This window comes from Shewanella sp. SW1 (genome assembly GCF_025653545.1).
GTDB lineage: Bacteria > Pseudomonadota > Gammaproteobacteria > Enterobacterales > Shewanellaceae > Shewanella > Shewanella oncorhynchi.
Genome location: NZ_JAKKSG010000036.1, coordinates 1 through 24,466, shown reverse-complemented (window position 1 = coordinate 24,466; position 24,466 = coordinate 1). Strand labels below are relative to the sequence as shown.

The following is a 24,466-nucleotide window of genomic DNA, read 5'->3' as shown; positions in this document are numbered from 1 at the left end:
ACACAGATTTCTTGTTTTATCTTGTTAAAGAGCAACTCAACCTCGTAAGAGAAGGTGAGTACCACACTGAGCGTCGAACGCTTCCAGTTGGCTAGGGCTGCGTATTTTACGCATTTCCCGTTTCGCGTCAAGGAGTTTTTACAACTTCTTGCTACGATTGAATTAAGTGCTTAAAAGCGACTCAATTCAACTTAACTCGTCAGCTGGCTTTCGCTGCCTGCCGTGTCAGTGGATGCGCATTATAGGCAGCAGAAGATTTTGTGCAAGGGCTTTTTAAATGAAAAAAGATCGCATGGCGATCTTTTAAACAATGGCGATTATTTTACATGCAAAGTGCCCATTAATTGGGCTTTTTGCTGCCTTTATCGATAAAACCTTGGATTAGCGAGACGGCTTTTACGTCATCCCAATCAACATAGGATCGAACAAAGGCAATTAATTGACCCTGTTGATCAAGAATAAAGGTCGCAGGAATCGTGTCGAGCGGAAAAACGTTTCCAAGACTTTGTGGTTGATCATAGTAAGAGTTGAAATTCGCCATACCCAATGAACTTAAGAACGGCTGAACCTGCTGCTTACCTTCTGCATCAATAGAGATAGGCAGCACGACAAAATCTTCAGTCTTGAACTTAGTTGCTAACCTTTCGATTGCAGGCAACTCTCTGACGCATGGCGGACACCAAGTCGCCCACATGTTAACCATAATGATCTTGCCTTTAAAGTGGCTGAAGTCGATAGCTTTACCATCGACATCATTAAAGGCAACAGGCTCAATAGGAAAAGTCTTTGGCAGTACATTGATCAAATCAACCGTTGATTCCATCGGTTTAGCCGTTTGCTGCATACCAGGGTACGCATGCGCGACCCCAGCAACAAATACCGAAAGAATGGATGACAACATAAATGCCGTTATGACTTTATGCTTCATTTTGTATTGCGCTTTAGCAAGGTATCTAACTCGCGCTGATCTTCTGCGCTAATTTCGTTCGGCACATTACCGCCAATACGTTGCTTACGAATGAAGATGAATCCAATAACTAGACCCAGAAGTAATAAACCAATAGGACCTAACCAAAGAATGTAGGTCTTGGTTTCCATCTTAGGTTTATAGAGAACAAACTCACCGTAACGACTAGTCATAAACTCGATGATCTCATCATCCCCTTTTCCTTCGTCAACCATCTTGAATACCTCAAGACGCAGATCTCGAGCAACGGGTGAATTGGAGTCGATCAAATTTTGGTTTTGACACTGTGGACAACGTAGTTCATGGGCCAAAGACAAACCGCGCTTTTGATTTTCAGGTGACTTGAATTCGTAAGTATCAACTGGTGTTGCCATGACGGCGGTCGTCATGCTGAACATCAGCACTAGACCACCTATGATTTTTATCAGCGTTCTCATGCTGCGCCATCCTTCGCTGCTTCAGCTTGTAATTGTTGGATCATAGGGTAAAGGGTTTCACTCCATACGCGTTGGTCTATTGGACCTGCATAACGGAAACGGATAATACCGTTATGATCAACAATAAAACTCTCTGGTGCACCATAAACGCCAAGATCTAATCCTAAACGCCCATCTTTATCATAGATATTAACGTTGTAGGGATCGCCCTGACGTTTTAACTCTTCTAACGCAGGAGCACGCTCATCACGATAGTTGATCCCGTAAATTGGCAGAAGATTTTTACGTTTTAGCATCACTAAGAAAGGATGCTCATATTTACAAGATGGACACCACGTCGCCCATACGTTAAGTAATGATACCTTACCTTTTAATTGCTCATTCGTTATGATCTCAGCTGGTGTTTCTAGGCGTTCTAGTTGGAAAGCCGGAATAGGCTTCCCTTCCAGTGCTGAATCCAATTGCTGCGGATTCAGAAATAACCCTTTATAGAGAAACACCCCCATGGCGAGAAATATGACCAATGGGATAAACAGAACCAACTTCTTCATACATTCCCCAATTATTGAGCCGTTGCCAATTTTGCCTTTTCGGCCAAAGGCGCGATGGCTGCAGTGACTTTCGCACGGTAACGTTTATCCGATGCAGCGAAGAATCCACCTATCATCATGAAAATTGCCCCAAACCATAACCAACGCACGAACGGCTTATAGTTTAAACGAACCGCAAATTCAGTGCTGGTAATAGGGTCACCCATAGTTACGTACAAGTCACGGAATAGACCCCAGTCAATACCGGCTTCTGTCATATCCATAGTTCGCACATTATATTGACGACGATCTGGTTTTAGTAATGTCAGTAGCTCATCGCCCTTGTAGATCTCTATCTGCCCCTGCTGTGCAGTGTAGTTAGGACCCACTACGTTTTTGGTCTCGAGATACTTAAAAGTATAACCAGCGAGTTCTTGGCTTACACCAGGCCCCATACGAACACTTTTCTCAATCGAGTAATTTGACACCATAGTGGCACCAATTACAGAAACGGCAATACCAAGATGCGCGAAGATCATACCAAGCTGACTACGGCCCATGCGACTGATGCTGATATCACCTTCTTTCGACTTGACCATGTTATAGGCCGCTCTTGCGGTAGCCAGAATAATCCAAGCCGCGGCTGCAATACCAAAGGTAACCCAAATATTGAATACACCATCGACGATAAAAGGCGTCACAATACCGATAGCAGCAGCAATCATTGCTGGGATCAATAGCTGACGCTTAAGCTCGCCCGCTTTCGACTTTTTCCAACGAATAATTGGACCAATACCCATAAAGCCAAATAGCACTAATACGATAGGCACGAACACCGCATTAAAGTATGGAGGTCCAACAGAGATCTTACCCATGCCAAGTGCATCGATGAGCAATGGATATAATGTACCCAATAGTACCGTACCTGCGGCAACCGTCAGTAGCACGTTACACACTAAGAGCATAGTTTCTTTAGACTTAAGCTCGAAACGGGCTGGACTACTCATTTCACTGGCACGTAAAGCAAACAGTGTTAATGAACCGCCAACAGCTAAACCAAGTAACAACAGGATGAACATACCGCGGCTTGGATCGGCTGCAAATGAATGCACTGAGGTTAATACACCTGAGCGAACAATAAAGGTACCAAGCAAACTTAAAGAGAAAGCAAAAATAGACAGTAATACAGTCCAGTTACGGAAGGCGCCGCGTTTCTCAGTCACAATCAAAGAGTGAACAAGCGCAGTACCCACTAACCAAGGCATAAAAGAGGCGTTCTCAACAGGATCCCAGAACCACCAACCGCCCCAGCCTAATTCATAATAAGCCCACCAAGATCCTAGTGCGATACCGCCCGTAAGGAAGGTCCAAGCAGCCAATGTCCATGGACGAGTCCAACGAGCCCAAGCAGAATCGAGACGGCCGCTCATCAGCGCAGCAATCGCAAATGCAAAGCTTACAGAGAAGCCCACATAACCTAAGTACAACATAGGAGGATGGAAGATTAATCCCACGTCCTGCAGCATTGGATTTAAGTCACGACCTTCGGCAGGGATCGGGAATAAACGTTCAAATGGGCTAGATGTGAGTAGCATAAACAAACTAAAGCCAATCACAATAAGAGCCAATACTGCCAGCACACGGGCAGTAAACACTTCTTCTAAACCTTTGCTAAACAAGGCAACCGCAGCCGCCCAAGTTGATAAAGCAAACACCCAAAATAACAGTGACCCTTCATGACCGCCCCATACGGCCGAGATCTTAAAGAAGATAGGTAACTGAGAATTTGAATGATGTGCCACATAGGCGACCGAGAAATCATCGACGGCAAAACTATAAGCCAGCACGACAACAGATAAGGTAATAAAAAAGAACATTCCGTACGTTAATGGCCAAGCGTACCTAACAAGGTATTGGTCTTTTCTGGCAACACCTATTAGGGGGACGCTGATTAATAAGAAGGCAAAAGCCACCCCTATTATCAACGCAAAGTGTCCAAGTTCTGGGATCATGGGTTTTCCTCAGTCTTCAATAATATGTTGATTTAGAAAGACTCTATCTCAACGCACAACATGCTATTCACGCAAATGCACGAAATTTTGCTCATTTTAGTATTTGCTATTGTTCCTGTCTGCCTCTTTCGTACAAAACTGGGTTACTTGTCTCATTCTCAATTTTAGAGGTCGATGAAAGTCACGGAAGAGGCTCAGTTCTGCATGTGACCGACAAATGACACTTAAGTTTCATACAAAATTTACAAGAAGAATCAATTTGTGAACCAGTGCCCAACTATAAGCTTTCAGCACTGGGATTACCTTATATTACTGTTCAATGAACAATCTTTACGTATAATCTTGCTTCCAAGCCTAGCGGTTACTCCGCTTTCTGCAAACTAAAGTGAATATAGAAACAATGACGACATTTTGGATTTTTATTGCGCTTGTTATGTTAGTCGGCCTGATGCTGATTTGGATCCCGCACTTCAGACAGCAAAAATTGCTGAAAACGGAAGAAGCTGGAGTTCGTAAACAAACGAACCTTGAATTGTTCAATGAGCGCTTAGGCGTTCTTGAAAAAGAATTAAGTGAAGAGCTACTCGATCAAGCCGAATTTGATGCATTGAAGAAAGAACTGGAAATCAGTCTACTCCAAGACATCAAACAAGCGAACGACGATTCACTGGTCAACCAAATAAAGCCAAAGACGATTCTGTGGCCGTCGATCATGTCAGTTTGTTTGATTGTTATCTCAGGCTATCTCTATCAACACTTAGGCGCCTTCGAGAATATTGATAGTGCTCAACAACCTGCAAATCCACATGCGGGAATGGATACGGCTCAAATCATGATGCAACGCGTGCAGATGATGGAAGCTCAAGTTAAAGCCGAGCCAGAAAACAGCCAACTGTGGTTTAGCTTAGGTCATGCTTATGTATCAGCAAACCAATACGATAAAGCGATTGCGGCTTTCGATAAAGTAATCGAATTAGTCGGAAAGCATGCAGAATTGCTCGGTCCAAAAGCAACGGCGATGTATTACAAAGCGGGTCAACAAATGACACCGCAAATCCAAGCTCTTATCAATGAGTCTTTAGCAATGGATGCCCAAGATCCTTCAACGCTACTGCTCGTGGGTATGGATGCTTTCTTTACTGCTGACTACAAGAAAGCCATCACCTCTTGGCAAACGATTTTAGATAGCGGTCGTGCCGACGTTGATCGTGCAGCTCTTATGAATGCAATCGAAACCGCTAACTTACGCATGCAGTCGGAAACCGCTGGCATGCCAAATGATGATGCACATAAGCAAGTCAAAGCGAGTGCTAAATCGGTCAATGTCACTATATCTATCTCTGCAGAACTTGCGGCTAAAGCCAGTCCAGAAGACACCATTTTCATCTTTGCCCGTGCAACTGAAGGACCTAAAGTCCCATTAGCTGCAACCAAAGTCAGTGCTAAGTCTTTCCCGATTACAGTGACATTAGATGACAGCAGCGGTATGGGTGGTGATGTGAAGTTAAGCGATGCAGCCAATGTGGAAGTGATTGCTGTGCTGTCTAAACAAGGTAATATCAAACCGCAAACGGGTGATATTCAAGGCAAGATCAGTAAAGTCGCCGTAGGCGATACAGCGAACCTAGTACTTGATACTCAAGTGCAATAAATCGCAGTTAATTGCAGATATAAAAAAACCGGCTTTCGCCGGTTTTTTTATATCTGAAGAATTACTTAGCTGTAGACATAAATTTGATAGCAGCTTTGTAATCATCATCAGTACAATCAGTACACATACCACCTGGTGGCATAGCATTCAGACCGGTTTTCACACTCTTCACTAGAGCGTCAACACCCTTAGCTAAGCGTGGTTCCCATTCTGCAGCGTTGTGTACTTTTGGAGCACCAGCAACACCCATGCTGTGGCATACGGTACATGCCTTATTATAAATAGCCTCAGCATCTTGAGCTGAAGCGTTAACTGACATAGTCAAAGCAGCGACAGCAGTCATTGCTAACAGTTTTTTCATGTTCAATGTTCCTAATGCAAATACGTACAAAGCTCGGCGCCGCCCTTACTTAGGCAGACTCATTATAGCCGACTAAGATTACTACAAACTTCAAGAAATCTCATCTTTTTGTGATTAGAATCTCAACACAAAATGAATCAGGCGACAAGGATGACAAATTCGTTAATATATTAGCAAGTCGTAAAAAAGTTCGATAAATATTGCGGTTATTGGAACCACATCATATTGCTGACATCTAGTGCAAACCAAGAGTAAACCCCCAATAACGTTTGTGTTAGAATGACTTGTGTTTCCTTCCGGCTTGAGATAGAGGGTTCAGTGACAAATATAACTAAAGAAACCACATTAGTGTCAGCCAGCAAGCTGACCTGTATCCGCGAAGAACGTATCCTTTTTGATGAGTTAAGTTTTGATATAAATGCCGGTGACATTGTTCAGATTGAAGGCCCTAACGGCGCAGGAAAGACCAGTTTATTACGCATATTGGCGGGCCTTTCTCGCCCCTATGCCGGACAAACTTTTTACATTAATGAAGACATAAACCGTTGCCGCGATGAATACAATGAAGACCTCTTGTATTTAGGCCATTTAGCTGGCGTGAAATGCGAGCTGACTGCCGAAGAAAACCTTAATTTCAATTTAAGAATCAGTGGTTATGATGACTTTGATACGTCAGAGATTTTAGCAAAAGTCAATTTAACGGGCTTTGAAGAAGCTCTCGCGGGGCATTTATCCGCAGGCCAGCATCGCAGAACAGCGCTATCAAGATTGTGGCATAGCAACTGTAAAATTTGGATCCTTGACGAACCTTTTACTGCAATTGATAAAAAAGGCGTCGAAGAACTGGAGCAGTTATTTATTCAGCATGCGGATAATGGTGGTTGTGTGATCCTCACAACTCACCAAGATATGGGCATTATCACAGATGATAGGCTTCGTAAAATTCGTCTCGATTATCGCTTCATATAAGGTCAGGCTCAATGAAAAGAGGCATCAGTTTTACCCAAGCATTTTTCACCTTGCTGCAGCGAGATCTTAAAATTGCTATTCGCCACCGCGGCGACATTTTTAACCCACTGCTATTTTTTATTATGGTCGTTACCTTGTTTCCGCTGGGAATTGGACCAGAGCCACAAATGTTAGCACGTGTGGCACCGGGGATTATTTGGGTAGCCGCATTATTAGCATCGATGTTGTCACTTGAAAGGCTTTTCAAAGCCGACTTTAGTGATGGTAGCTTAGAACAAATGCTATTAAGTCCACAGCCATTAGCCATTCTCGTATTAGCTAAAGTGTTAGCCCACTGGATTTTAACTGGTGTGCCACTGATTATTATCGCACCACTGTTAGCGGTATTACTCAATCTAGACGGCAACAGCTACGGTGCGTTAATTTCGACGCTTGCGCTAGGCACGCCAGTATTGTCGCTGTTAGGTGCTATCGGTGTGGCATTAACCGTCGGTCTAAGAAAAGGCGGCGTGTTACTCAGCTTACTTATTTTGCCCCTATATATCCCAGTACTCATTTTTGCAACGAGTGCTATAGACGCGGCAGGAATGAATTTACCCTATGATGGTCAGCTCGCTATAATAGGCGCTATGCTGGTCGGATCGTTAACCTTAGCACCTTTTGCAATTGGTGCATCTCTGCGAGTGAGTACTAACTAAAATGTGGAAATGGTTACACCCTTACGCGGATCCTGAACGCGCATATAAATTATCAGGAACGTTATTTCCATGGTTTGCGATCTTAGCTGGTCTATTGATTGCTGTTGGCACTACATGGGGACTCGTCTTCGCGCCGACGGATTACCAGCAGGGTGATAGCTACCGTATTATCTTTATCCATGTTCCTGCCGCGTCTATGTCAATGGCGGCTTATATGGGTATGGCAACCGCGGCCTTTATCGGTCTAGTTTGGCAAATAAAACTTGCCGACTGGGCTGCAGCATCTATTGCTCCCATTGGTGCAGTAATCACCTTTATAGCACTCTTTACCGGAGCAGCATGGGGCAAACCTATGTGGGGTGCTTGGTGGGTATGGGATGCACGCTTAACTTCTGAGCTGGTATTACTATTCCTATATCTAGGTGTGATCTCGCTCTATGCCTCATTTGAGGATAAAGTGCTCGCAGCTCGTGCAGCAGGGATCTTAGCGATCGTCGGTGTGATCAATATTCCTATCATCAAATACTCAGTTGAATGGTGGAGCTCATTACATCAACCGTCGACAATACGCATTACTGAGAAATCGACAATGTCGACAGAAATGCTCTATCCACTGTTAATTAACATACTGGGCTTCGGTCTTATGATTGGCGCCATCACTATTGTTCGTTTTAGAGCAGAAATTTTAGCAAGAAATGGCATGCGCCCTTGGGTCCGTGAACTAGCTAAAGCGGAGGAGGTCAAATGATGCAATTCGATTCAATCAGTGATTTTTTTAATATGGGCGGCTATGCATTCTACGTATGGCTATCCTACGGAGTGACATTCTTCTGCCTCTCTACGCTCATCATTACCAGCGCACGCCAAAAGCGTAAGGTGTTAATTGATATCGCGAAGAAGATGGATAGAGAAGAACGCCTAAAAGAAACCAGGAGTACTAAATCGTGAACCCAAGACGCAAAAAAAGACTGACATTAGCTGTAGCATTAATCGGTGGCGTTGCTGCGATTACTTCGCTTTTGCTCTATGCGCTGAACTCCAACTTGAACTTATTCTATACTCCGTCTGAAATTGTCCACGGCAAGACAGACACTGGCGTAAAACCTGAAATTGGCCAACGTATTCGTGTCGGCGGAATGGTGACGATAGGTTCTATGGTGCGAGATCCCAAAAGCTTGCATGTCGAATTTGCAGTGCATGACTCCCTCGGTGGCGAAGTACTGGTCACTTATGACGACCTATTGCCCGATCTTTTCCGTGAAGGACAAGGCATTGTTGCTCAGGGTGTACTGGGTGCTGATGGCAAACTAGAAGCAACTGAAGTACTCGCCAAGCATGATGAAAACTACATGCCACCAGAAGTCGCTGAAGCCATGGGCCAAAAGCACGAAAAGTTAGATTATAGCCAGCAAAAGGCACCTGATACTAAGTAGGTTATTGATGGATCAGCAATAGCGTACAAACTAAGCCTCCTAGCTTAATAACTAGTGAGGCTTTTTTATTATCTCAATATGCACAATTAAAGGTGGACTATACTCTAGGCAGCGCCAATACCTAAGACTGCATATGATTCAAATAAGACAACTAAACTCTAGTTTGCAACACATTCTAAGCTTCCTAATTATCTGCTTGGTAGGCCTCTCTCAGGAAGCCATTGCTGCTAAAGTTGTTGTTATCGAAAGCTACCATCATAGCTATCAATGGGACCAAGAATACTATCAAGCGATTTATGACACGCTCAGCCCTCACCACGATGTTAGTTATTTCGAGATGGATACCAAACACTTACCCCAAGAGCAATTTGCTGAACGGGCTGACTTAGCATGGAAATACATTCAACAACAAGCACCTCAATTGGTTATTCTCGCCGATGATAATGCGGTTAATCTCTTACACCAGCGCCTAAATGACAGCCTAATCCCAGTAGTCTATTTAGGGGTGAACATGAATCCTAGAGAATATCATCTCAATGAACACAAACGCTTCACAGGCGTCATTGAGAGACCACTACTACGACGTTCTCTACTGCTCATTCAACGTTTACTACCGCAGACTGTACATAGAAAAATCTTAGTTCTATTCGACCAAGGAGTCACCTCTGACTCAGCGGCTGAATACATCAGTAAACAACACTCAAGCATGTTAGGCGATATCGAAGTTAATTTAGTGCAATTGTCACAGCTAACAGATTGGCAGCGGAATGTATTGACCGCGAAGGAACAGGGTTATAACGCTATAGTCGTGGCGCTATACCACACAGTTAGAGATGCAGATAATCGCTCAGTAGATGCAGATCAGCTCCTAAAATGGATATCTGAACATACTCCGGTACCGAATTTTGGGTTTTGGGGATTTAGTGTCTCTGCTGAAGGCAATATTGGTGGCTATGTTCTCGATGGCTATCATCATGGCAAGATTGCAGCGAATATGGCGACAAAAATACTCGGCGGCGAGAAACCCGAAAATATTTTCCCAGTAACAGATGATCTTGGAAAATACATGTTTAGCCAGAAAGGCTTATCCAAATGGAATATCATCCTCCCAAAAGAAATCGAGAAAACCACACTTTGGGTGAAATAGTTAAAAAGGCATAAAAAAGCCGGGCTAATGCCCGGCTTTTTAAAAGTGTAACCTTAATTACTCAGCAGCTTCAACATCAACAGCTTGAGCAGCTTCTGGGCGACCAACTAGCTCGATGTAAGCCATAGGGGCTTTATCACCAGCACGTAAACCGCACTTAAGGATACGGGTATAGCCACCAGGACGTTCCTGGTAACGTGGACCCAACTCAGTAAATAACTTACCAACGACTTCAGCGTCGCGAGTACGTGCAAACGCTAAACGACGGTTTGCAACGCTGTCACTCTTAGCAAGTGTTATCAGAGGCTCAACTACGCGACGCAGTTCTTTCGCTTTAGCCACAGTTGTCTTGATGATCTCATGACGAACTAGTGAACCGGCCATGTTGCGAAACATGGCTTGGCGATGACTGCTGTTACGGTTTAGTTGACGACCACTCTTACGATGGCGCATGACCTAATCCTTATAACCTAAATCTGTACAAACCTGAGACTTATAGGTCGTCTGCTAAACTAGCTGGAGGCCAGTTTTCCAAACGCATACCTAACGACAGTCCGCGAGAAGCTAAAACATCCTTAATTTCAGTAAGAGATTTCTTACCTAAGTTCGGGGTTTTCAGCAACTCAACTTCAGTGCGCTGTACCAGATCTCCGATGTAATGAATCGCTTCGGCTTTCAAGCAGTTAGCCGAACGTACAGTTAGCTCTAAATCGTCGACAGGACGCAGCAGAATCGGATCGAATTCCGGTTTCTCTTCTTTCAGCTCTGGCTCAGTCACGTCACGTAACTCTACAAACGCATCTAGCTGTTCAGCCAGAATAGTTGCAGAACGACGGATAGCTTCCTCAGGATCGATAGTACCGTTTGTGGTCATATCGATAACGAGTTTATCTAAGTCAGTACGCTGTTCTACACGTGCTGCTTCTACATTGTAGGCAATACGTGCAACTGGCGAGAAAGAAGCATCAACCAGCAAGCGGCCGATTGGGCGATCATCGTCTTCGGTCTGTGCACGAGCAGATGCTGGTACATAACCACGACCACGCTCAACGCGAATACGCATGCTGATATCATTGTTACCTGTCAGATGACAGATAATATGATCAGGATTCACGATAGTGACATCACCATCATGCGTGATATCTGCTGCGATGACAGGGCCTGCGCCGGACTTGCTCAACGTAAGCATAGCCTCGTCTTTACCCTCGATGGTCACTGCTAACCCTTTCAGGTTTAACAAGATCTCAAGGATATCTTCTTGAACGCCTTCCTTACTGCTGTATTCGTGCAGTACACCGTCAATCTCGACTTCGGTAACCGCGCAGCCGGGCATAGACGACAATAGGATGCGACGCAACGCGTTACCTAAAGTGTGGCCGAAACCACGCTCAAGTGGTTCCAATGTAACCTTGGCACGTGTTGAGTTAACCTGCTCGATATCAACGAGACGCGGTTTAAGAAATTCTGTAACAGAACCCTGCATTGTGTCCTCTCTTGTTTGTTAGCCTTACTTAGAGTAAAGCTCGACGATCAGCTGTTCGTTAATTTCCGCAGACAAATCGCTACGTTCTGGAACGCGCTTGAAAGCACCTTCCATTTTCGCGTTGTCGACTTCAACCCATGTAGGCTTCTCGCGTTGAGCTGCCACTTCTAAAGCCGCTTTAATACGAGCTTGAGTACGTGACTTCTCGCGGATGCTCACAACATCATTCGCAGACACTTTGAATGATGGAATGTTAACAACACGACCGTTAACCATAATAGATTTATGGCTTACTAGCTGACGTGATTCTGCACGAGTTGCACCGAAGCCCATACGATAAACAACGTTATCAAGACGGGTTTCTAAAAGCTGAAGCAGGTTTTCACCTGTGTTGCCTTTAGTACGTGCAGCATCTTTGTAATAGTTACGGAATTGTTTTTCTAACACACCGTAAATACGACGAACTTTTTGTTTTTCGCGTAACTGAGTACCGTACTCTGACAAACGTGGCTTACGAGCGCCATGCTGTCCAGGTGCAGTTTCCAGTTTACACTTTGAATCGATTGCTCTCACACCGCTTTTTAAGAAAAGGTCTGTACCTTCTCGGCGGCTGAGCTTGAGCTTGGGACCCAAGTATCTTGCCATGATCTTTCTCCAACTATCCTAATGAAACGGCGTTATACACGACGCTTTTTAGGAGGACGACAACCATTATGAGGGATCGGCGTCACATCGGTAATGTTGGTAATTTTATAACCAACAGCGTTCAGCGCACGAATGGCTGACTCACGACCTGGACCTGGACCCTTCACAAACACTTCAAGGTTTTTTAAACCGTAGTCTTGAGCAGCAGCACCTGCACGCTCAGCAGCCACCTGTGCAGCAAATGGAGTAGATTTACGTGAACCACGGAAACCTGAACCACCTGAAGTAGCCCATGACAACGCATTACCTTGACGATCTGTAATGGTGACAATAGTGTTGTTGAAAGAAGCATGGATATGAGCCATGCCATCTGCAACCTGTTTACGTACGCGCTTACGCGGAGAACGTGACGGAACTTTAGCCATTGCTTTACCTTCCCGTTACTTTCTAATTGGTTTACGTGGACCTTTACGCGTACGCGCATTGGTCTTAGTACGTTGCCCACGGAGAGGCAGGCTACGGCGATGGCGGAGACCACGATAACAACCAAGATCCATAAGACGCTTGATGTTCATTGAAATCTCACGACGTAAGTCACCTTCTACTAGGTATTTGGCGACTTCTTCGCGTAGTGTGTCTATTTGAGCTTCGCTCAATTCCTTGATCTTAGCAGTTTCAGCGATTGCTGTAGCCGCGCAGATTGCTCTAGCGCGAGTACGGCCGATGCCGAAAATTGCAGTCAATGCGATGACTGTATGCTTTTGATCAGGAATGTTAATGCCAGCGATACGGGCCACTATGCACTCCTTAAAGTTAAAGGCCAACTGCGAAAAGCCCGAAAGGATACTCGACAGTCGACAGATTTGCAAACAAATTTTTGTTCAGCCCAATTCATGGGCTGAACAAATTACTTTTTAGCCTTGACGCTGTTTGTGTTTTGGTTCAACACAGATAACGCGTACAACGCCACTACGCTTGACGATCTTGCAGTTACGGCAGATCTTCTTCACGGAAGCTCGAACTTTCATTTCATCACTCCGTAAAGCTACTTAGCGACCAAAGCGATCTAAATTCGCTTTGTTAACTAGGTTAGCTTTCTTCATCACAGACTCATACTGATGAGACATCATATGCGTCTGAACCTGAGCCATGAAGTCCATGATTACGACTACCATAATTAGTAGTGAAGTACCGCCGAAATAGAACTGTACTTTCCACGCAATTAACATGAACTCCGGAATTAAGCAGATAAAGGTTATGTATAACGCGCCTGCCAATGTCAAACGGGTCATAACTTTATCAATGTAACGCGAAGTCTGTTCTCCAGGACGGATCCCAGGGATGAATGCACCACTCTTCTTCAAGTTATCTGCTGTTTCACGTGGGTTAAACACCAACGCAGTATAGAAGAAACAGAAAAAGATAATCGCTGTTGCATATAATAATGAGTAAAGCGGTTGTCCAGGTGACACAGCCAGTGAAAAATCACTTAACCATGACATGGACTCATTTTGACCGAACCACTGAGCCAGTGTTCCAGGAAACAAAATGATGCTTGACGCAAAAATTGGCGGAATAACACCTGCCATGTTTATTTTCAGCGGTAAATGGGTACTTTGCGCAGCGAACACCTTACGGCCTTGCTGACGCTTGGCATAGTTAACGACGATACGACGCTGACCACGTTCCACAAACACTACAAAATAAGTCACTGCAAACACAATTACCGCGAGCAACAACAATACTAACACATTCAAGTCACCTTGACGCGCCTGCTCAGCCGTTTGGCCGATAGCGGAAGGTAATCCAGCAACAATACCTGCGAAAATCAAAATCGAGATACCATTACCTATACCACGTTCGGTAATTTGCTCACCTAGCCACATAAGGAACATAGTTCCTGTTACTAAGCTCACAACCGCAACAAAGTAGAATCCAAATCCAATGTTGACCACAAGGCCTGGCACTAAGTTTGGTAACCCGGTTGCAATACCGACCGACTGGAATGTACCCAGCACTAAGGTACCCCATCTGGTATATTGACTGATTTTCTTACGTCCTGATTCGCCTTCCTTTTTCAATTCAGCGAGTGCAGGATGTACGACAGTCAACAGTTGCATGATAATCGATGCCGAAATGTACGGCATAATACCTAATGCAAAGATAGAGGCACGCTCAAGGGCACCACCCGAGAACATGTTAAACATGCCAAGGATGGTTCCACTTTGCTGAGCAAACAGCTCTGCTAATACAGCTGCGTCAATACCAGGAATTGGCACAAACGAACCGGCTCTAAAGACGATAATCGCACCAATCACGAACAGGAGGCGAGCTTTCAATTCAGAAAGTCCACCTTTCGCGCTTTTTAAATCAAGTCCTGGTTTTGCCATCGACGTATTATTCCTCGATCTTACCGCCGGCAGCTTCAATAGCTGCACGTGCACCTTTGGTTACCTTCAGACCTTTAACAGTCACAGGGCGCTCAATGGTACCTGAAAGAACAATTTTCGCAAACTGGATGTTGCGAGTTATTACGTTCGCATCTTTCAGAGCGTTTAAGTCGATAACATCACCGTTAACTTTTGCCAGTTCGAGTACACGAACTTCAGCTGTTACCATAGCGCGACGCGAGGTAAAACCAAATTTAGGTAAACGGATTTTCAGTGGCATTTGACCACCTTCGAATCCTGGGCGTACACCGCCACCAGAACGAGACTTTTGGCCTTTATGACCACGACCCGCTGTTTTACCTAGACCTGAGCCCATACCACGGCCTACACGCTTTGGTGCATGCTTAGAGCCTGCAGCTGGAGATAGAGTATTTAAACGCATCTATTAATCCTCCACCTTAACCATGTAGTAGACCTTGTTGATCATACCGCGAACAGAAGGAGTATCTTCTAATTCAACAGTGTGACCAATGCGACGCAAACCAAGACCCGTTAGGGTTGCACGGTGCTTCGGTAAACGACCGATACCGCTTTTAGTTTGAGTAACTTTTACAGTTTTAGTTGCCATGGTGCATTACCCCCGAATTTCGTCAACATTCAGGCCACGCTTAGCTGCGATTTGCGAAGGTGACTTCATGTGCACCAAAGCATCGACAGTCGCGCGAACGATGTTGATCGGGTTAGTAGAACCGTATGCTTTTGACAGAACGTTATGCACGCCTGCTACTTCCAATACGGCACGCATTGCGCCACCGGCAATAATACCAGTACCTTGTGATGCAGGTTGCATGTACACAAGAGAACCAGTATGACGACCTTTAACTGGGTGATGCAGAGTACCTGCATTCAACTCAACGGTCACAATGTTACGACGAGCTTTTTCCATCGCTTTTTGAATCGCGGCTGGAACTTCACGTGCTTTGCCATAGCCATAGCCAATCTTACCGTTACCGTCACCCACTACTGTCAGTGCTGTGAAGCTAAAGATACGACCGCCCTTAACTACTTTAGAAACACGATTAACTGCAATTAATTTCTCTTGCAGATCGTCTTTTTGCTGAGCTTCTAATTTAGCCATTTTATAACCCCTTAGAACTTCAGGCCAGCTTCACGAGCTGCATCTGCTAAAGCAGCTACACGACCGTGATACTTGAAACCAGAACGATCGAACGCAACTGAAGTTACGCCTTTTTCGATCGCGCGCTCAGCAACAAATTTACCTACTGCTTTCGCTGCGTCTACGTTACCGGTACTCTTCAGTAGCTCTTTAACCGCTTTTTCTACGGTTGAAGCAGCTGCCAACACCTGAGCTTCAGGATTGATCACCTGAGCATAAATGTGACGCGGTGTACGATGTACAACCAGACGGTTCACGCCCAGCTCTTGGATCTTCTTACGAGCGCGAGTAGCGCGACGTAAGCGAGATGTTTTCTTATCCATATCGCGTTACCTACTTCTTCTTAGCCTCTTTACGGCGTACTACTTCGTCGTCATAGCGAACACCTTTGCCTTTGTATGGCTCTGGTGGACGGTATCCGCGAATCTCAGCAGCGACTTGGCCAATTAACTGTTTATCAACGCCACGTAGGACGATGTCAGTTTGGCTAGGGCACTCTGCAGTAACGCCTGCGGGCAGTTTGTGTACTAACGGATGAGAGAAACCTAAAGTAAGGTCAATATCAGCACCGACGAGTTTCGCACGGTAACCAACGCCAACTAACTTTAACTTACGCTCAAAACCTTGAGATACACCAACAACCATGTTGTTTACTAATGCACGAGTTGTACCAGCCTGTGCCCAAGCGTTAACAACGCCTTCAACAGGGAGGAACTTAACTACGCCGGCTTCAATAACAACATTGACCGCATTGTTGATCACTCGAGTCAGACTACCTTTTCCGCCTTTGACGGTAAGGGTCTGTTCGTTCAAGGTCACCTCTACGCCAGCTGGAATAGATACTGGTGCTTTTGCTACACGAGACATTCCTAGCTCCTTAAGCTACGTAGCAGATAACCTCGCCACCCATGCCTGCAAGGCGGGCGGCACGATCAGTCATCAAGCCTTTAGAAGTGGACACAATTGCGACACCCAGACCGCCCATCACCTTTGGAAGTTCGTTTTTACCTTTGTAAATACGAAGACCAGGGCGACTTACACGCTGGATAGTCTCAACGACTGGTTGGCCTTGGAAATACTTTAAAGTAACTTCCAGTTCAGGCTTGGCTTCATCTGCTACGGCGTAATCAGCAATATAACCTTCATCTTTAAGTAGTTTCGCAATTGCGACTTTCAACTTAGCTGAAGGCATCTTCACTGATACGTGGTTAGCAGCTTGGCCGTTACGAATACGGGTTAACATATCCGCAATAGGATCTTGCATGCTCATATTAGCTTACTCCGTGACAAGTGCTTACCAGCTGGCCTTACGCAGGCCAGGAACTTCACCACGCATGGTTGCTTCACGTAATTTGATACGGCTTAAGCCGAATTTACGTAAGAAGCCATGAGGGCGACCAGTTTGATTACAACGATTGCGTTGACGCGCAGCGCTGGAATCACGTGGTAGAGCTTGCAGCTTAAGAACCGCATCCCAACGATCTTCGTCAGAAGAAGCTGGACTTGCAATGATAATCTTAAGAGCCGCACGCTTTTCAGCGTACTTGGCCACGAGCTGTGCACGTTTAGCTTCACGTGCTTTCATTGATGTTTTTGCCATTACGCTACCCTTATTTCTTGAATGGGAAGTTAAAAGCGTCTAACAAAGCACGACCTTCTTCATCATTCTTCGCAGTAGTAGTGATAACAATATCCATACCACGAATCTTATCGATTTTATCGTAATCGATTTCTGGGAAGATGATCTGCTCACGCACGCCCATTGCGTAGTTACCACGGCCGTCAAACGCTTTAGCGCTTAAGCCACGGAAGTCACGAATACGTGGGATTGCGATATCGACTAAACGCTCTAAGAATTCCCACATACGCTCACCGCGTAGGGTCACTTTACAGCCAATAGGGTAGCCTTCACGGATTTTAAAACCAGCAACTGACTTACGAGCTACAGTCACAACTGGCTTTTGACCAGCGATTGCAGTCATATCACGGACAGCATGGTCCATGATTTTCTTGTCTGCAACAGCTTCGCCAACACCCATGTTCAGGGTGATTTTCTCAATCCGAGGGACTTGCATGACACTGGTATAACCGAACTTTTTAGCAAGTTCAGCGACAACAGTCTCTTGGTATTTATCATGCAGTTTCGCCATCGTTTACTCCAATTACTTAACGAGTTCACTGTTCGATTTGAAGAAACGAACTTTTTTGCCGTCTTCAAAGCGGAAACCAACGCGATCAGCTTTGCCAGTGGCAGAGTTGAAAATCGCTACATTTGATGCTTGTATCGGTGCTTCTTTCTCAACAATACCGCCAGCTACGCCCAATTGTGGGTTTGGCTTTTGGTGTTTTTTGACAAGATTGATGCCTTCAACAATCAATTTACCAGTAGGAAGGACTTGAGAAACTTTTGCACGTTTACCCTTGTCTTTACCTGCTAATACAATCACTTCGTCTTCACGACGTATTTTAGCTGCCATTTTGAAGCTCCTTACAGTACTTCTGGTGCCAGCGAGACAATTTTCATAAATTGCTCATTACGCAATTCACGTGTCACTGGTCCAAAGATACGAGTACCAATCGGCTGCAGGTTGTTGTTCAAAAGAACAGCTGCATTCCGATCGAAGCGAATGACAGAACCGTCTGGACGACGTACGCCTTTCTTAGTACGGACTACCACCGCGTTATACACATCGCCTTTCTTCGCTTTAGCGCGAGGAATCGCTTCTTTAACAGAAACTTTGATGATGTCGCCGATACCGGCATAACGACGATGAGAGCCACCCAAGACCTTAATACACTGAACTCTGCGTGCGCCGCTGTTACAAGCAACGTCAAGAGTCGATTGCATTTGGATCATTTTAAGTGCTCCGCTATCGTTACTACACAATTCCCACTATGGGACAATAAAAACACTCATTTTTGCTATTAATTTAGTCAAAAATGGCGCGCAAATATAACACCATAAAAGTGGAATGTATAGTATTAAAAAACAAACGGCCCCACATTCTGGAGCCGTTTACCTAAATACCTAATTAACTTAGGCCTTTGATACTACTTCAACCAGGGTCCAAGACTTAGTCTTAGACAAAGGACGACATTCGCGAATCGCTACTAAATCGCCTTCATTGCACTGATTCGTTTCGTCATGTGCATGGATCTTTGTCGTACGCTTAATGTATTTCCCATAAATTGGGTGTTTCACTTGGCGTTCGATAGCAACAGTAATGGACTTGTCCATTTTGTTGCTAGTTACACGACCCTGCAAAGTACGGATTTTATCAGACATTATGCACCCGCCTTAGAAGTAATAATGGTCTTAACGCGCGCAATGTTACGGCGCACCAATTTCAGTTGATTAGTCTGAGTCAACTGACCAGTGGCGTGTTGCATACGCAGGTTGAACTGCTCACGCAGCAGACCAAGTAGTTCAGCGTTCAGTTCTTCAACGCTCTTTTCTCTCAGTTCGCTCGCTTTCATTACATCACCGTCTTAGTTACGAAGGTAGTCTTAATTGGAAGCTTGGCAGCAGCCAAAGCAAACGCTTCACGAGCGATCACTTCAGAAACACCATTCATCTCATAAAGAACCTTACCAGGTTGAATCTGACATACCCAGTATTCAACGTTACCTTTACCTTTACCCATACGCACTTCAAGAGGCTTAGAGGTAATCGGCTTGTCCGGGAAAACTCGAATCCAAATTTGTCCCTGACGCTTAATGTGACGTGTCATGGCACGACGTGCAGATTCGATCTGACGTGCAGTTAAACGGCCACGGCCGACTGCTTTCAGACCAAAAGTACCAAAGCTAACTTCGGTACCGTTCGCTAGACCGCGGTTGCGGCCTTTGAACATCTTGCGAAACTTCATACGTTTAGGTTGCAGCATTGCCGGCTCTCCTATTTACCACGAGGCTTGCGCTTAGGTTGCTGCTGCTTCGGCTCTTCAATCTGTGGCAGCATTCCGTCTAGAACTTCACCTTTGAAGATCCAAACTTTAACGCCAATCACACCGTATTGGGTGTGACTTTCAGATGTAGAATAGTCGATATCAGCACGCAAAGTATGTAAAGGTACACGACCTTCACGATACCACTCATCGCGCGCAATCTCAGCTCCGCCTAAACGGCCACTAACTTGTACTTTGATACCTTGAGCACCAATACGCATTGCGTTTTGAACTGCGCGCTTCATAGCACGACGGAACATTACGCGACGCTCTAATTGCTGTGCAATTGAGTCAGCAACTAACTTGGCATCTAGCTCAGGTTTACGGATCTCAGCGATGTTAATTTGAGCAGGAGTGCCAGCAAGTTTTGACACTGCAGCACGCAATACTTCAACGTCTTCACCTTTCTTACCGATCACAACACCTGGACGGGCAGTGTGAATGGTAACGCGGATGCTTTTCGCTGGACGCTCGATAACAATCTTAGATACTGAAGCAGCTTGTAATTTCTCTACAAGAAACTTACGCACTTCCCAGTCGCTGTTCAGGTTACTTGCGTAATCTGATTTATCTGCGTACCAGGTAGAGATCCAAGGCTTGGTGATACCCAGACGGATACCATTAGGATGTACTTTCTGTCCCATTGCTCTCTCCTAGCGATCTGATACAACCACAGTAATGTGGCTGGTACGCTTCATGATACGATCAGCGCGGCCTTTAGCACGTGGCATGATACGCTTCATAGTTGGGCCTTCATCTACGAAGACGGCTCCGACTTTAAGCTCATCAATATCCGCGCCTTCGTTGTGTTCGGCGTTTGCGATAGCTGAGTCAAGTACTTTTTTAACCAGTACGGCGGCTTTCTTGGGGCTGAAAGTCAAAATCTCGAGGGCCTTAGCAACAGGCAATCCACGAATTTGATCAGCAACCAGACGGGCCTTCTGCGCAGACGTACGGGCAAAACGATGTTTAGCTAAAACTTCCATCTTATTCCTCCCGTATTAACGCTTCTTCGCTTTCTTATCTGCAGCATGGCCGCGATAAGTGCGAGTTGGTGAAAATTCACCAAGTTTGTGGCCGATCATTTCGTCAGTTACGAACACAGGAACGTGCTGACGACCATTATGGACAGCGATGGTCAAACCAATCATATTTGGAATGATCATAGAGCGACGTGACCAAGTCTTAATAGGCTTTTTGTCACCGGCTTCCATCGCTTTCTCTACCTTCTTCAGCAAGTGCAGGTCAATGAAGGGACCTTTCTTGAGAGAACGTGGCATGGCGAATCCTCTTACTATTTATTACGACGACGTACGATGTACTTGTCAGTGCGCTTGTTACTACGAGTTTTATAACCCTTAGTTGGCACACCCCATGGAGTCACTGGGTGACGACCACCAGAAGTACGGCCTTCACCACCACCGTGTGGATGGTCTACTGGGTTCATTGCAACACCACGCACTGTAGGACGTATGCCTCTCCAGCGCTTAGCACCTGCTTTACCTAACTGGCGTAGCATGTGTTCGGCATTACCAACTTCACCAAATGTCGCGCGGCAATCAACTGGCACTTTACGCATTTCGCCAGAGCGAAGACGTAGAGTGGCATATGCGCCATCACGAGCAACAACTTGTACATAAGCACCTGCAGAACGAGCGATCTGAGCACCTTTACCAGGCTTCATTTCAACTGCGTGAACTACAGAACCTACTGGGATGTTGCGCAGTGGCATAGCGTTACCGGTTTTGATCTCGGCAGCAACACCAGACTGGATCTTATCGCCAGCTTGCATGCCTTTGGCAGCAAGAATATAACGACGCTCACCATCCGCATACAATACTAACGCGATGTTAGCAGTACGGTTTGGATCGTATTCCAGACGCTCAATCTTTGCAGGGATACCATCTTTATCGCGTTTGAAGTCGATTAGACGATAATGCTGCTTATGACCACCACCTACGTGACGGACAGTGATACGGCCAGTATTGTTACGGCCACCACTTTTAGATTTTTTCGCCAACAAGCCAGCAAAAGGTTTACCCTTGTGCAGGTCAGTGTTCACCACTTTAACTACGTGGCGACGACCTGGAGAGGTTGGCTTACACTTAATAACTGCCATGATAATTCTCCTTTGCTTACTCAGCGCCGCCGACGAAATCGATGTCAGCACCAGCAGCTAGAGTCACATAGGCTTTTTTCCAATCGCTACGACGACCAGTACGGCCACCAGTGCGTTTAGTTTTGCCTTTGCTCACTAAAGTGCGAACTGAATCAACTTCAACTTCAAATAGCTTGGCAACAGCAGCTTTAATTTCAGCTTTAGTTGCATCGATAGCTACGCGGAAAACAACAGTGTTGTGCTTCTCAGCGTTCACAGTGCTCTTTTCAGAGATATGTGGAGCGAGAATAACTTTTAGCAAACGTTCTTCGCGGATCATCATGCTAGCATCTCCTCGATTTGCTTCACTGCGTCAGCAGTCACAAGCACAGTGTTGAAGGCGATCAGACTCACTGGGTCTAGACCCGCTACATCACGAACGTCAACCTTGTACAGGTTACGAGCTGCTAAGAATAAGTTCTCATCAACTTCTGCAGTCACAATCAGAACGTCTTCAAGGTTCATTGCTTTCAATTTAGCTTTCAGCTCTTTAGTTTTAGGAGCTTCAACACCGAAAGATTCAACAATAACCAAACGCTCTTGACGTACCAATTCAGACAGAATGCTTCTCAGCGCGCCGCGGTACATCTTTTTGTTAACTTTTTGGCTGTGATCTTGGGTTTTAGCAGCGAATGTTACGCCACCGCCACGCCAGATTGGGCCTTTAACAGAACCAGCACGAGCACGGCCAGTTCCTTTTTGGCGCCAAGGCTTTTTGCCTGAGCCAGTTACTTCCGCACGAGTCTTTTGAGCACGAGTGCCCTGACGCGCGTTTGCAGCGTATGCTACAACTACCTGATGAACCAGTGCCTCGTTAAAGTCACGGCCGAAGGTAGTTTCGGAAACTTCAAGAGCGCTTTGCGCGTCTTTCAATACCAATTCCATTACTATCTCCTCAGACCTTAAGCTTTAACGGCAGGCTTGATAATCAAGTCGCCATTGGTAGCGCCAGGAACAGCGCCACGGACTAGTAGCAGGTTACGCTCAACATCTACACGAACAACAACTAGATTTTGAGTAGTAACACGCTCGGCACCCATATGGCCTGACATTTTTTTGCCTTTGAATACGCGACCAGGCGTTTGGTTCTGACCGATAGAACCATTCGAGCGGTGCGACAAAGAGTTACCGTGAGTCATATCTTGAGTACGGAAGTTCCAACGCTTAACGCCGCCTTGGAAGCCTTTACCTTTTGATTGACCAGTAACATCAACTTTCGCTACGTCTGCGAAAATATCAACATTTAGCTCAGCACCAACTTCAATGCCCTCGCCTTCACCGTCTACCAAACGCATTTCCCACAAACCACGACCGGCTTCAACGCCGCTCTTGGCAAAGTGACCTGCTTCTGGTTTAGTGATGCGATTGGCTTTTTTGGTGCCAGTTGTAACTTGAAGTGCACGGTAGCCGTCAGTTTCTAAAGTTTTCACTTGAGTAACACGGTTGCCTGCAACTTCAATTACAGTAACTGGTATTGAAACACCATCTTCAGTGAAGATGCGAGTCATACCAACTTTACGACCAATAAGACCGATAGCCATCTCTCAAACCTCTTCTTACTAGGATCTCAATTAACCCAAGCTAATCTGTACGTCGACACCAGCCGCAAGATCTAAACGCATTAACGCGTCAACAGTCTTTTCAGTTGGCTCTACGATGTCAACCAGGCGCTTGTGTGTACGTAATTCGTACTGGTCACGAGCATCTTTATTAACGTGCGGAGAGATCAAAATGGTATAACGCTCTTTGCGAGTAGGTAGTGGAATTGGACCACGAACCTGCGCGCCTGTACGCTTAGCAGTTTCAACGATTTCCGCTGTAGACTGATCAATTAAGCGATGATCAAATCCCTTTAAGCGGATACGGATTCTTTGGTTCTGCATTGACCAGAGCTCCTAAAATGGACATATAAAAAATCACCCTCTAGCTTCTTCAATATAGAAAAGCAGAGCGAGATGATTTAACCGTTCGACTCCCAATCGGAGCCGCTATGATAATGATTAACTTCAGCGACTAATCATTTAATTCGTCAACCTAAGTCGACGAGTGGGCCATTATACCTATCTAAATCCGGATATCAAGCCCGCTGTGTAAATAGTCATCAAATAACTATTTAACTTCAGAGTGGCGAGCATTTTACACAAATTTGTGAATAAAACCAGCCCTCAAACAAAAAAGGAAGCCGAAGCTTCCTTTTCAAACTAATTTCTATCGCAATTAAGCGATGATTTTAGCTACTACACCAGCACCAACTGTACGACCACCTTCACGGATTGCGAAGCGTAAACCTTCGTCCATCGCGATTGGGCAAATCAGAGTCACTACCATTTTGATGTTGTCGCCAGGCATTACCATCTCTACGCCTTCTGGCAGTTCGATAGTACCGGTTACGTCAGTTGTACGGAAGTAGAACTGTGGACGGTAGCCTTTGAAGAATGGAGTGTGACGTCCGCCTTCTTCT

40 protein-coding genes and 1 pseudogene are annotated in these 24,466 nt (G+C 45.4%); 7 read left to right on the top strand and 34 right to left on the bottom strand.

What is annotated here, in order from left to right:
* Nucleotides 1–340: 340 nt before the first annotated feature.
* From L5M71_RS22385 to L5M71_RS22370, 4 genes are read right to left on the bottom strand one after another with little or no spacing between them, the layout of a single operon-like run.
* On the bottom strand, nucleotides 341–928 hold the full coding sequence (locus L5M71_RS22385; RefSeq protein WP_131525726.1) for a TlpA family protein disulfide reductase: 588 nt from the start codon (nucleotides 926–928) through the stop codon (nucleotides 341–343).
* Nucleotides 925–1,404 (bottom strand): heme lyase NrfEFG subunit NrfF, encoded by a 480-nt coding sequence (gene nrfF, locus L5M71_RS22380; RefSeq protein WP_105251045.1) that lies wholly within the window; start codon nucleotides 1,402–1,404, stop codon nucleotides 925–927. Before nrfF ends, L5M71_RS22385 begins: the two co-directional genes overlap by 4 nt.
* Nucleotides 1,401–1,955 (bottom strand): DsbE family thiol:disulfide interchange protein, encoded by a 555-nt coding sequence (locus L5M71_RS22375; protein WP_198573868.1) that lies wholly within the window; start codon nucleotides 1,953–1,955, stop codon nucleotides 1,401–1,403. The genes nrfF and L5M71_RS22375 overlap by 4 nt, the downstream gene beginning before the upstream one ends.
* Before the next feature lie 11 nt (nucleotides 1,956–1,966).
* The gene (locus L5M71_RS22370; RefSeq protein ID WP_263209827.1) at nucleotides 1,967–3,946 is read right to left on the bottom strand and encodes a heme lyase CcmF/NrfE family subunit; all 1,980 of its coding nucleotides are present in this window, start codon (nucleotides 3,944–3,946) and stop codon (nucleotides 1,967–1,969) included.
* A 400-nt stretch (nucleotides 3,947–4,346) separates the two neighbouring features.
* Between L5M71_RS22370 and ccmI the strand changes: the two genes are divergently transcribed.
* Complete coding sequence (gene ccmI / locus L5M71_RS22365) at nucleotides 4,347–5,597, top strand: c-type cytochrome biogenesis protein CcmI (RefSeq protein ID WP_173248542.1); 1,251 nt, start codon at nucleotides 4,347–4,349, stop codon at nucleotides 5,595–5,597.
* Nucleotides 5,598–5,658: 61 nt separating this feature from the next.
* On the opposite strand, the gene L5M71_RS22360 is transcribed toward ccmI, so the two are convergent.
* Complete coding sequence (locus tag L5M71_RS22360; RefSeq protein ID WP_105251041.1) at nucleotides 5,659–5,958, bottom strand: c-type cytochrome; 300 nt, start codon at nucleotides 5,956–5,958, stop codon at nucleotides 5,659–5,661.
* A gap of 318 nt (nucleotides 5,959–6,276) precedes the next feature.
* On the opposite strand from L5M71_RS22360, the gene ccmA reads away from it, so the two are divergent.
* The 6 genes from ccmA (at nucleotide 6,277) to L5M71_RS22330 (ending at nucleotide 10,205) form a co-directional block, all read left to right on the top strand.
* Complete coding sequence (gene ccmA, locus L5M71_RS22355) at nucleotides 6,277–6,927, top strand: cytochrome c biogenesis heme-transporting ATPase CcmA (protein ID WP_131525727.1); 651 nt, start codon at nucleotides 6,277–6,279, stop codon at nucleotides 6,925–6,927.
* An 11-nt stretch (nucleotides 6,928–6,938) separates the two neighbouring features.
* Entirely contained in the window at nucleotides 6,939–7,625 is a 687-nt protein-coding gene (ccmB, locus tag L5M71_RS22350; RefSeq protein WP_006079706.1) for a heme exporter protein CcmB, read from the top strand.
* A 1-nt stretch (nucleotide 7,626) separates the two neighbouring features.
* The gene (locus L5M71_RS22345) at nucleotides 7,627–8,373 is read left to right on the top strand and encodes a heme ABC transporter permease (protein ID WP_105251039.1); all 747 of its coding nucleotides are present in this window, start codon (nucleotides 7,627–7,629) and stop codon (nucleotides 8,371–8,373) included.
* Nucleotides 8,373–8,573: a heme exporter protein CcmD gene (ccmD, locus tag L5M71_RS22340; protein ID WP_105253042.1), complete on the top strand. Its 201-nt coding sequence runs from the start codon at nucleotides 8,373–8,375 to the stop codon at nucleotides 8,571–8,573. The genes L5M71_RS22345 and ccmD overlap by 1 nt, the downstream gene beginning before the upstream one ends.
* A complete protein-coding gene (gene ccmE, locus L5M71_RS22335) occupies nucleotides 8,570–9,058 on the top strand; it encodes a cytochrome c maturation protein CcmE (RefSeq protein WP_113941596.1) in 489 nt (162 codons plus the stop codon). Before ccmD ends, ccmE begins: the two co-directional genes overlap by 4 nt.
* Nucleotides 9,059–9,254: 196 nt before the next feature.
* Nucleotides 9,255–10,205 (top strand): ABC transporter substrate-binding protein, encoded by a 951-nt coding sequence (locus tag L5M71_RS22330; RefSeq protein ID WP_263198374.1) that lies wholly within the window; start codon nucleotides 9,255–9,257, stop codon nucleotides 10,203–10,205.
* 57 nt (nucleotides 10,206–10,262) lie between these two features.
* Here the strand turns inward: L5M71_RS22330 and rplQ are convergent, their stop codons facing one another.
* From rplQ to tuf, 29 genes and pseudogenes are all read right to left on the bottom strand, one after another.
* Nucleotides 10,263–10,658 (bottom strand): 50S ribosomal protein L17, encoded by a 396-nt coding sequence (gene rplQ, locus L5M71_RS22325; RefSeq protein ID WP_006083573.1) that lies wholly within the window; start codon nucleotides 10,656–10,658, stop codon nucleotides 10,263–10,265.
* Nucleotides 10,659–10,698: 40 nt separating this feature from the next.
* The gene (locus L5M71_RS22320; protein ID WP_006083574.1) at nucleotides 10,699–11,688 is read right to left on the bottom strand and encodes a DNA-directed RNA polymerase subunit alpha; all 990 of its coding nucleotides are present in this window, start codon (nucleotides 11,686–11,688) and stop codon (nucleotides 10,699–10,701) included.
* Between the two features lie 24 nt (nucleotides 11,689–11,712).
* Nucleotides 11,713–12,333: a 30S ribosomal protein S4 gene (rpsD, locus tag L5M71_RS22315; RefSeq protein WP_006083575.1), complete on the bottom strand. Its 621-nt coding sequence runs from the start codon at nucleotides 12,331–12,333 to the stop codon at nucleotides 11,713–11,715.
* Nucleotides 12,334–12,365: 32 nt separating this feature from the next.
* Nucleotides 12,366–12,758: a 30S ribosomal protein S11 gene (gene rpsK, locus L5M71_RS22310; RefSeq protein WP_006083577.1), complete on the bottom strand. Its 393-nt coding sequence runs from the start codon at nucleotides 12,756–12,758 to the stop codon at nucleotides 12,366–12,368.
* A gap of 15 nt (nucleotides 12,759–12,773) precedes the next feature.
* Nucleotides 12,774–13,130, bottom strand: a complete 357-nt coding sequence (gene rpsM / locus L5M71_RS22305; protein WP_011787581.1) for a 30S ribosomal protein S13 — start codon at nucleotides 13,128–13,130, stop codon at nucleotides 12,774–12,776.
* A gap of 117 nt (nucleotides 13,131–13,247) precedes the next feature.
* Nucleotides 13,248–13,361: a 50S ribosomal protein L36 gene (gene rpmJ, locus L5M71_RS22300; RefSeq protein ID WP_006083579.1), complete on the bottom strand. Its 114-nt coding sequence runs from the start codon at nucleotides 13,359–13,361 to the stop codon at nucleotides 13,248–13,250.
* A 21-nt stretch (nucleotides 13,362–13,382) separates the two neighbouring features.
* Nucleotides 13,383–14,723: a preprotein translocase subunit SecY gene (gene secY / locus L5M71_RS22295; RefSeq protein WP_007644459.1), complete on the bottom strand. Its 1,341-nt coding sequence runs from the start codon at nucleotides 14,721–14,723 to the stop codon at nucleotides 13,383–13,385.
* Nucleotides 14,724–14,730: 7 nt separating this feature from the next.
* Nucleotides 14,731–15,165, bottom strand: coding sequence for a 50S ribosomal protein L15 (gene rplO, locus L5M71_RS22290; protein WP_006083581.1), 435 nt, complete (start codon nucleotides 15,163–15,165; stop codon nucleotides 14,731–14,733).
* 3 nt (nucleotides 15,166–15,168) lie between these two features.
* Nucleotides 15,169–15,351: a 50S ribosomal protein L30 gene (gene rpmD / locus L5M71_RS22285; protein ID WP_006083582.1), complete on the bottom strand. Its 183-nt coding sequence runs from the start codon at nucleotides 15,349–15,351 to the stop codon at nucleotides 15,169–15,171.
* 6 nt (nucleotides 15,352–15,357) lie between these two features.
* Nucleotides 15,358–15,861, bottom strand: coding sequence for a 30S ribosomal protein S5 (gene rpsE / locus L5M71_RS22280; protein WP_006083583.1), 504 nt, complete (start codon nucleotides 15,859–15,861; stop codon nucleotides 15,358–15,360).
* A gap of 11 nt (nucleotides 15,862–15,872) precedes the next feature.
* A complete protein-coding gene (gene rplR / locus L5M71_RS22275; RefSeq protein WP_006083584.1) occupies nucleotides 15,873–16,223 on the bottom strand; it encodes a 50S ribosomal protein L18 in 351 nt (116 codons plus the stop codon).
* A 10-nt stretch (nucleotides 16,224–16,233) separates the two neighbouring features.
* Nucleotides 16,234–16,767 (bottom strand): 50S ribosomal protein L6, encoded by a 534-nt coding sequence (rplF, locus tag L5M71_RS22270; RefSeq protein ID WP_105251036.1) that lies wholly within the window; start codon nucleotides 16,765–16,767, stop codon nucleotides 16,234–16,236.
* A 10-nt stretch (nucleotides 16,768–16,777) separates the two neighbouring features.
* Entirely contained in the window at nucleotides 16,778–17,170 is a 393-nt protein-coding gene (gene rpsH / locus L5M71_RS22265) for a 30S ribosomal protein S8 (RefSeq protein WP_006083586.1), read from the bottom strand.
* 24 nt (nucleotides 17,171–17,194) lie between these two features.
* Nucleotides 17,195–17,500 (bottom strand): 30S ribosomal protein S14, encoded by a 306-nt coding sequence (gene rpsN, locus L5M71_RS22260; RefSeq protein ID WP_263209824.1) that lies wholly within the window; start codon nucleotides 17,498–17,500, stop codon nucleotides 17,195–17,197.
* Between the two features lie 10 nt (nucleotides 17,501–17,510).
* Nucleotides 17,511–18,050, bottom strand: a complete 540-nt coding sequence (gene rplE, locus L5M71_RS22255) for a 50S ribosomal protein L5 (protein ID WP_006083588.1) — start codon at nucleotides 18,048–18,050, stop codon at nucleotides 17,511–17,513.
* Nucleotides 18,051–18,062: 12 nt separating this feature from the next.
* A complete protein-coding gene (gene rplX / locus L5M71_RS22250; RefSeq protein WP_006083589.1) occupies nucleotides 18,063–18,377 on the bottom strand; it encodes a 50S ribosomal protein L24 in 315 nt (104 codons plus the stop codon).
* An 11-nt stretch (nucleotides 18,378–18,388) separates the two neighbouring features.
* Nucleotides 18,389–18,757, bottom strand: a complete 369-nt coding sequence (gene rplN, locus L5M71_RS22245; RefSeq protein WP_006083590.1) for a 50S ribosomal protein L14 — start codon at nucleotides 18,755–18,757, stop codon at nucleotides 18,389–18,391.
* Between the two features lie 180 nt (nucleotides 18,758–18,937).
* Nucleotides 18,938–19,186, bottom strand: a complete 249-nt coding sequence (rpsQ, locus tag L5M71_RS22240; protein WP_006083591.1) for a 30S ribosomal protein S17 — start codon at nucleotides 19,184–19,186, stop codon at nucleotides 18,938–18,940.
* Nucleotides 19,186–19,377, bottom strand: coding sequence for a 50S ribosomal protein L29 (gene rpmC / locus L5M71_RS22235; protein ID WP_006083592.1), 192 nt, complete (start codon nucleotides 19,375–19,377; stop codon nucleotides 19,186–19,188). Before rpmC ends, rpsQ begins: the two co-directional genes overlap by 1 nt.
* Nucleotides 19,377–19,787, bottom strand: a complete 411-nt coding sequence (gene rplP / locus L5M71_RS22230; RefSeq protein ID WP_006083593.1) for a 50S ribosomal protein L16 — start codon at nucleotides 19,785–19,787, stop codon at nucleotides 19,377–19,379. Before rplP ends, rpmC begins: the two co-directional genes overlap by 1 nt.
* A gap of 11 nt (nucleotides 19,788–19,798) precedes the next feature.
* Entirely contained in the window at nucleotides 19,799–20,491 is a 693-nt protein-coding gene (gene rpsC, locus L5M71_RS22225) for a 30S ribosomal protein S3 (protein WP_006083594.1), read from the bottom strand.
* Nucleotides 20,492–20,500: 9 nt separating this feature from the next.
* Entirely contained in the window at nucleotides 20,501–20,833 is a 333-nt protein-coding gene (rplV, locus tag L5M71_RS22220; protein ID WP_006083595.1) for a 50S ribosomal protein L22, read from the bottom strand.
* 15 nt (nucleotides 20,834–20,848) lie between these two features.
* A complete protein-coding gene (gene rpsS, locus L5M71_RS22215) occupies nucleotides 20,849–21,127 on the bottom strand; it encodes a 30S ribosomal protein S19 (protein WP_006083596.1) in 279 nt (92 codons plus the stop codon).
* A 14-nt stretch (nucleotides 21,128–21,141) separates the two neighbouring features.
* Entirely contained in the window at nucleotides 21,142–21,966 is an 825-nt protein-coding gene (gene rplB / locus L5M71_RS22210) for a 50S ribosomal protein L2 (protein WP_006083597.1), read from the bottom strand.
* A 16-nt stretch (nucleotides 21,967–21,982) separates the two neighbouring features.
* A complete protein-coding gene (gene rplW, locus L5M71_RS22205) occupies nucleotides 21,983–22,285 on the bottom strand; it encodes a 50S ribosomal protein L23 (RefSeq protein ID WP_025008843.1) in 303 nt (100 codons plus the stop codon).
* Nucleotides 22,285–22,890, bottom strand: coding sequence for a 50S ribosomal protein L4 (rplD, locus tag L5M71_RS22200; RefSeq protein ID WP_113941598.1), 606 nt, complete (start codon nucleotides 22,888–22,890; stop codon nucleotides 22,285–22,287). The genes rplW and rplD overlap by 1 nt, the downstream gene beginning before the upstream one ends.
* A gap of 17 nt (nucleotides 22,891–22,907) precedes the next feature.
* Nucleotides 22,908–23,546, bottom strand: a complete 639-nt coding sequence (gene rplC, locus L5M71_RS22195; RefSeq protein WP_006083600.1) for a 50S ribosomal protein L3 — start codon at nucleotides 23,544–23,546, stop codon at nucleotides 22,908–22,910.
* 30 nt (nucleotides 23,547–23,576) lie between these two features.
* Nucleotides 23,577–23,888 carry a 30S ribosomal protein S10 gene (gene rpsJ, locus L5M71_RS22190; protein WP_006083601.1) on the bottom strand — a complete coding sequence of 104 codons (312 nt, stop codon included), beginning with the start codon at nucleotides 23,886–23,888 and terminating at the stop codon, nucleotides 23,577–23,579.
* Between the two features lie 334 nt (nucleotides 23,889–24,222).
* Nucleotides 24,223–24,466, bottom strand: a pseudogene (gene tuf, locus L5M71_RS22185) (elongation factor Tu); the annotation flags it as partial.